Annotated in this window: 3 protein-coding genes; 2 read left to right on the plus strand and 1 reads right to left on the minus strand. The window is 73.6% G+C overall.

The window, feature by feature from the left end; translation table 11 throughout:
* Nucleotides 1–438 precede the first annotated feature (438 nt).
* Nucleotides 439–2412 carry a tetratricopeptide repeat protein gene (locus tag ACFU7Y_RS40730; protein WP_380771436.1) on the plus strand — a complete coding sequence of 658 codons (1974 nt, stop codon included), beginning with the start codon at nucleotides 439–441 and terminating at the stop codon, nucleotides 2410–2412.
* A gap of 16 nt (nucleotides 2413–2428) precedes the next feature.
* Here the strand turns inward: ACFU7Y_RS40730 and ACFU7Y_RS40735 are convergent, their stop codons facing one another.
* Nucleotides 2429–2842, minus strand: a complete 414-nt coding sequence (locus ACFU7Y_RS40735; protein WP_224283144.1) for a Fur family transcriptional regulator — start codon at nucleotides 2840–2842, stop codon at nucleotides 2429–2431.
* Between the two features lie 104 nt (nucleotides 2843–2946).
* On the opposite strand from ACFU7Y_RS40735, the gene ACFU7Y_RS40740 reads away from it, so the two are divergent.
* Nucleotides 2947–4422 carry a catalase gene (locus ACFU7Y_RS40740; protein WP_224283145.1) on the plus strand — a complete coding sequence of 492 codons (1476 nt, stop codon included), beginning with the start codon at nucleotides 2947–2949 and terminating at the stop codon, nucleotides 4420–4422.
* Nucleotides 4423–4474 lie beyond the last annotated feature (52 nt).

A 4474-nucleotide genomic window follows, 5' to 3' on the forward strand; every position in this document is an offset into this window, starting at 1 on the left:
CAGGTGGAGCAGCTCGGTAGCTCGCTGGGCTCATAACCCAGAGGTCGCAGGTTCAAATCCTGTCCCCGCTACAAAGGCCAGAGGCCCGGAGGATCCTTCCTCCGGGCCTCTGGTGTTTCCCGCGCCGTTCTCGCACGGAAGCGGCGGGAACCGCTCCGGTACTATCGACCGTCGCCAAGGACGACGGCAGTGGGGTTTGTGGGGTTGAAGTGTCGGGAAATCGACAAAGCGCCGAAGCAATTTCGTCGGCTTCGGGTCGGCCCCGCCGGAATTCGGCCGGGGCAGGTGTACGCGGGTACTGGGTGATGCGACGATGGGACACATGGGGGACGGTGCACGGCCGCTGACCGGCCGTCGGATCCGGCACCTCTCCTGGGAGTCCCCCCGGCCGCACGCCGGGGCACTATGCCGCGACACTCTGGGGGAGCGGGAGTCGGCATGAGGCTGATCGGCAAGTCAGGCGCCAAGTCCTCGGCGGCCGCCGAGGCGGACACCGACGCCTGGGCGGAGAGCACCGAGAGCACCGGAAGCCGCCCCGGAGCCCTGCCCGCCCAGCGCACCAGCGGACTGTCCGAGCGCCCCACCCCGGGCTACGGGCCCGACAGCCTGGTCCACGTGCCGACCCGTCAGTTCGCCGCCGCCGTCGGCGCCTACGGCGAGCAGTCCGGCGGCGAGCCGGCCGCCGGAGCCGCGCTCGACCCGGCCGGCCTCGACTCGACCAGCTTCGAGACCGCCCTCGCCGCCCGCGAGTCCGCCGCGCTGGAGGCCCGCCACCGGCAGGCCGCCGACAGCGGCGACCCGGACGCCGCCTGCCGGCTCGGCACCCTGCTGCTGCGCCGCGGGGAGCTGGAGGACGCCGAGCCCTACCTGCGTGCCGCCGCGGCCGCCGGGGTGCGCGCCGCCGCCAACAACCTCGGCGTGCTGCTGCATCAGCAGGGCCACCGGGCCGAGGCCGGCCAGTGGTGGCGTCAGGCCGCCGTGGCCGGCAGCGCGCCGGCCGCGCACGCGCTCGGGCTGCAACTGCGCGACCAGGGCGAGGAGGAGGCCGCCGAGTACTGGCTGCACTTCGCCGCCGACCACGGCCACCCGCTGGGCGCCTACGCGCTGGGCGACCTGATGGAGCACCGGCGGGACGTGCGCGCCGAGCGCTGGTTCAAGGTCTCCGCCGACGCCGGGCACCGGGAGGCCTCCTACCGGCTGGCCCGGATGCGCGAGGCCGCCGGGGACAAGGAGACCGCCGAGACCTGGTACCGCACCGCCGCCGCGCGCAGCCACGCCCGCGCCGCGCTGCGCCTGGGCGTGCTGCTGGAGGAGCGCGCCCGCACCGACCGGTCGCTGCTGGACGAGGCGGCCCGCTGGTACCGGCAGGCCGCGCAGAACGGGGAGGCGCGCGCGGCCTGCGCGCTGGGCTTCCTGCTGCGCGACTCCGGGGACCTGGCCGCCGCCGCCGAGTGGTGGCAGGAGGCCGCCGAGGCCGGGGACGGCAACGCCGCCAACGCGCTGGGCGCGCTGCACGCGAGCCGTGGCGAGGCCGCCGCGGCCGAGCGCTGGTACCGCGTCGCACTGGACGCGGGCGACCAGAACGGAGCCTTCAACCTGGGCCTGCTCTGCGCCGGCACCGGCCGCGAGCAGCAGGCCGAGCAGTGGTACCGCCGGGCCGCCTACGCCGGGCACCGGGAGGCCTGCAACGCGCTGGCCGTGGTGCTGCTGCAGCGCGGCGACGAGTCCGGCGCCCAGCCTTGGTTCTCCAAGGCGGCCGAGGCCGGCAGCGTCGACGGCGCGTTCAACCTCGGCGTGCTGCACGCCGGGCGCGGCGAGCAGCAGCAGGCGCAGGAGTGGTACGCGCGGGCCGCGGCCGAGGGGCACGGCGAGGCGGCCCTGCAGCTCGCGGTCGTCCAGGAGCAGCGCGGCAACCTGGCCGGGGCGCTGGAGCGTTACCGGCAGGCGGCGGCCGGGGGCTCGGCCGAGGGCGCGTTCCGGCTGGCCTCGCTGCTGGACCGGCGCGGGGACGCGGACGCCGAGGCCGAGCACTGGTACGCGCTGGCGGCCGACGCCGGGCACCGCCGGGCGCAGGTGCGGATGGGTGTGCGGGCGGCCGAGCGCGGGGCGCTGGAGATCGCCGAGAGCCTGTACCGGCGGGCCGCCGAGGCGGGCAGCCGCAGCGCCGCGTTCAACCTCGGACTGCTGCTGGCCCGGCAGGACAGCGAGGCCGAGGCGATGCTCTGGTACACCCGGGCCGCCGACGCCGGGCACGGCCGGGCGGCGCTGCGCCTGGCGCTGCTCGCGCTGCGCCGCGGGGAGCCGACGCAGGCGGAGAACTGGTGCCGGCGGGCGATCGACTACGGGCCGGCCGAGGTGGCCGAACGGGCCGGTCGGCTCCTGGGCGCGCTGAACGCGGAGTTGAGCGCGTAGCCGGGCAATCGGTCGGCTACGCGCGGCAGTTCGGGCACAGGCCGCGGTAGGTGACCTCGGCGGCGGTGACGGTGAAGCCGAAGCGCTCGGCGGCGGGGAGGGCGGCGAGCGGGTCGCCCTGAGGGTGGACGTCGCGGATCGCGCCGCAGCCCGAGCAGACCAGGTGCTGGTGGGCGCGGTGCGCGTTGGGGTCGTAGCGCTTGGCGCGGCCGTCGGTGGCCACCTCCAGGACCTCGCCGAGGGCGACGAGTTCGCCGAGCGTGTTGTAGACGGTGGCGCGGCTGATCTCCGGCAGCCGGGCCGTCGCCCGGGCGTGCACCTCGTCCGCGGTGAGGTGGACGTGCTCGCCGTCCAGGACCTCGGCCACGACCCGGCGTTGCGAGGTCAGCCGCCAGCCTCTTCCGCGCAGTCTCTCCAGCAGGTCGCTCATGCCATCCAGAGTAGGTCACGCTCTGAGATTGGTTCCAGTGTTGACTTGGATGAAGTCCAAGTTAGGATCGTGTCATCACGACCGGATACCGCGGAGGCACTCCCATGACGACCCAGGACGAGCAGCGCCCGACCCTGACCACGGAGGCGGGTGCCCCCGTCGCCGACAACCAGAACACCGAGACGGCGGGCGTCGGGGGTCCGGCGCTCATCCAGGACCAGCTGCTGTTCGAGAAGCTCGCGCACTTCAACCGCGAGCGGATTCCGGAGCGCGTGGTGCACGCCCGCGGCGCGGGTGCGTACGGCACCTTCACCGTGACCGCCGACGTGACGCCCTGGACCCGGGCGGCGTTCCTGTCCGGGATCGGCAAGCAGACCGAGGTCTTCCTGCGGTTCTCCACCGTGGCGGGCAACCTCGGCGCGGCCGACGCGGTGCGCGACCCGCGCGGCTTCGCGCTGAAGTTCTACACCGAGGAGGGCAACTACGACCTCGTCGGCAACAACACCCCGGTGTTCTTCATCAAGGACGCCATCAAGTTCCCCGACTTCATCCACACCCAGAAGCGCGACCCGTACACCGGCTCGCAGGAGGCGGACAACGTCTGGGACTTCTGGGGCCTGTCGCCCGAGGCCACCCACCAGGTGACCTGGCTGTTCGGCGACCGGGGCATCCCGGCCTCGTACCGGCACATGAACGGCTACGGCTCGCACACCTACCAGTGGCAGAACGAGGCCGGCGAGCACTTCTGGGTCAAGTACCACTTCAAGACCGACCAGGGCATCCGCAACCTCACCCAGGCCGAGGCCAACACCCTCGCCGGCGAGGACCCGGACAGCCACCAGCGCGACCTTCGCGAGTCGATCGAGCGCGGCGAGTTCCCCAGCTGGACGGTGCAGGTCCAGATCATGCCCGCGGCCGACGCGGCGAACTACCGCTTCAACCCCTTCGACCTGACCAAGGTCTGGCCGCACGCCGACTACCCGCCGATCGAGATCGGCCGGCTGGAGCTCAACCGCAACCCCGACAACGTCTTCGCCGAGGTCGAGCAGTCGGTCTTCTCCCCGGCGCACTTCGTGCCCGGCATCGGCCCGTCCCCGGACAAGATGCTCCAGGGCCGCCTGTTCGCGTACGCCGACGCCCACCGCTACCGGGTCGGCATCAACGCCGACCACCTGCCGGTGAACCGCCCGCACGCCACCGAGGCCCGTACCAACGGCCGGGACGGCTACCTGTACGACGGCCGCCACGGCCGTCAGAAGAACTACGAGCCGAACAGCTTCGGCGGCCCGGTGCAGACCGGCCGTCCGCTGTGGGCCGCGACCGCCGTCGACGGCCTCACCGGCAACCACGTCGCGCCCTCGCACGCCGAGGACGACGACTTCGTGCAGGCCGGCGACCTGTACCGGCTGTTCTCCGAGGAGGAGAAGCAGCGCCTGATCGCCAACCTGTCGGGCTTCATCGCCAAGGTCTCCGCCGACCGCGAGGACATCGTGGAGCGGGCGGTCGACAACTTCCGCAAGGCCGACGCCGACTTCGGGCAGCGGCTGGACGCGGCGGTCCGGGAGCTGCGCAAGCAGTAGCGCCGGGCCGGACAGAGCGGCGGCCCCTTGACCGGCTCCCACCGGTCAAGGG

Origin of the sequence: Kitasatospora sp. NPDC057542 (genome assembly GCF_042801945.1) — a bacterium.
Taxonomy (GTDB): Bacteria; Actinomycetota; Actinomycetes; order Streptomycetales; family Streptomycetaceae; genus Kitasatospora.

Coding starts and splice junctions, on each gene's coding strand:
- ACFU7Y_RS40735 (WP_224283144.1), bottom strand. CDS start 2,842: ATGAGCGACCTGCTGGAGAGACTGCGCGGAAGAGGCTGGCGGCTGACC.
- ACFU7Y_RS40730 (WP_380771436.1), top strand. CDS start 439: ATGAGGCTGATCGGCAAGTCAGGCGCCAAGTCCTCGGCGGCCGCCGAG.
- ACFU7Y_RS40740 (WP_224283145.1), top strand. CDS start 2,947: ATGACGACCCAGGACGAGCAGCGCCCGACCCTGACCACGGAGGCGGGT.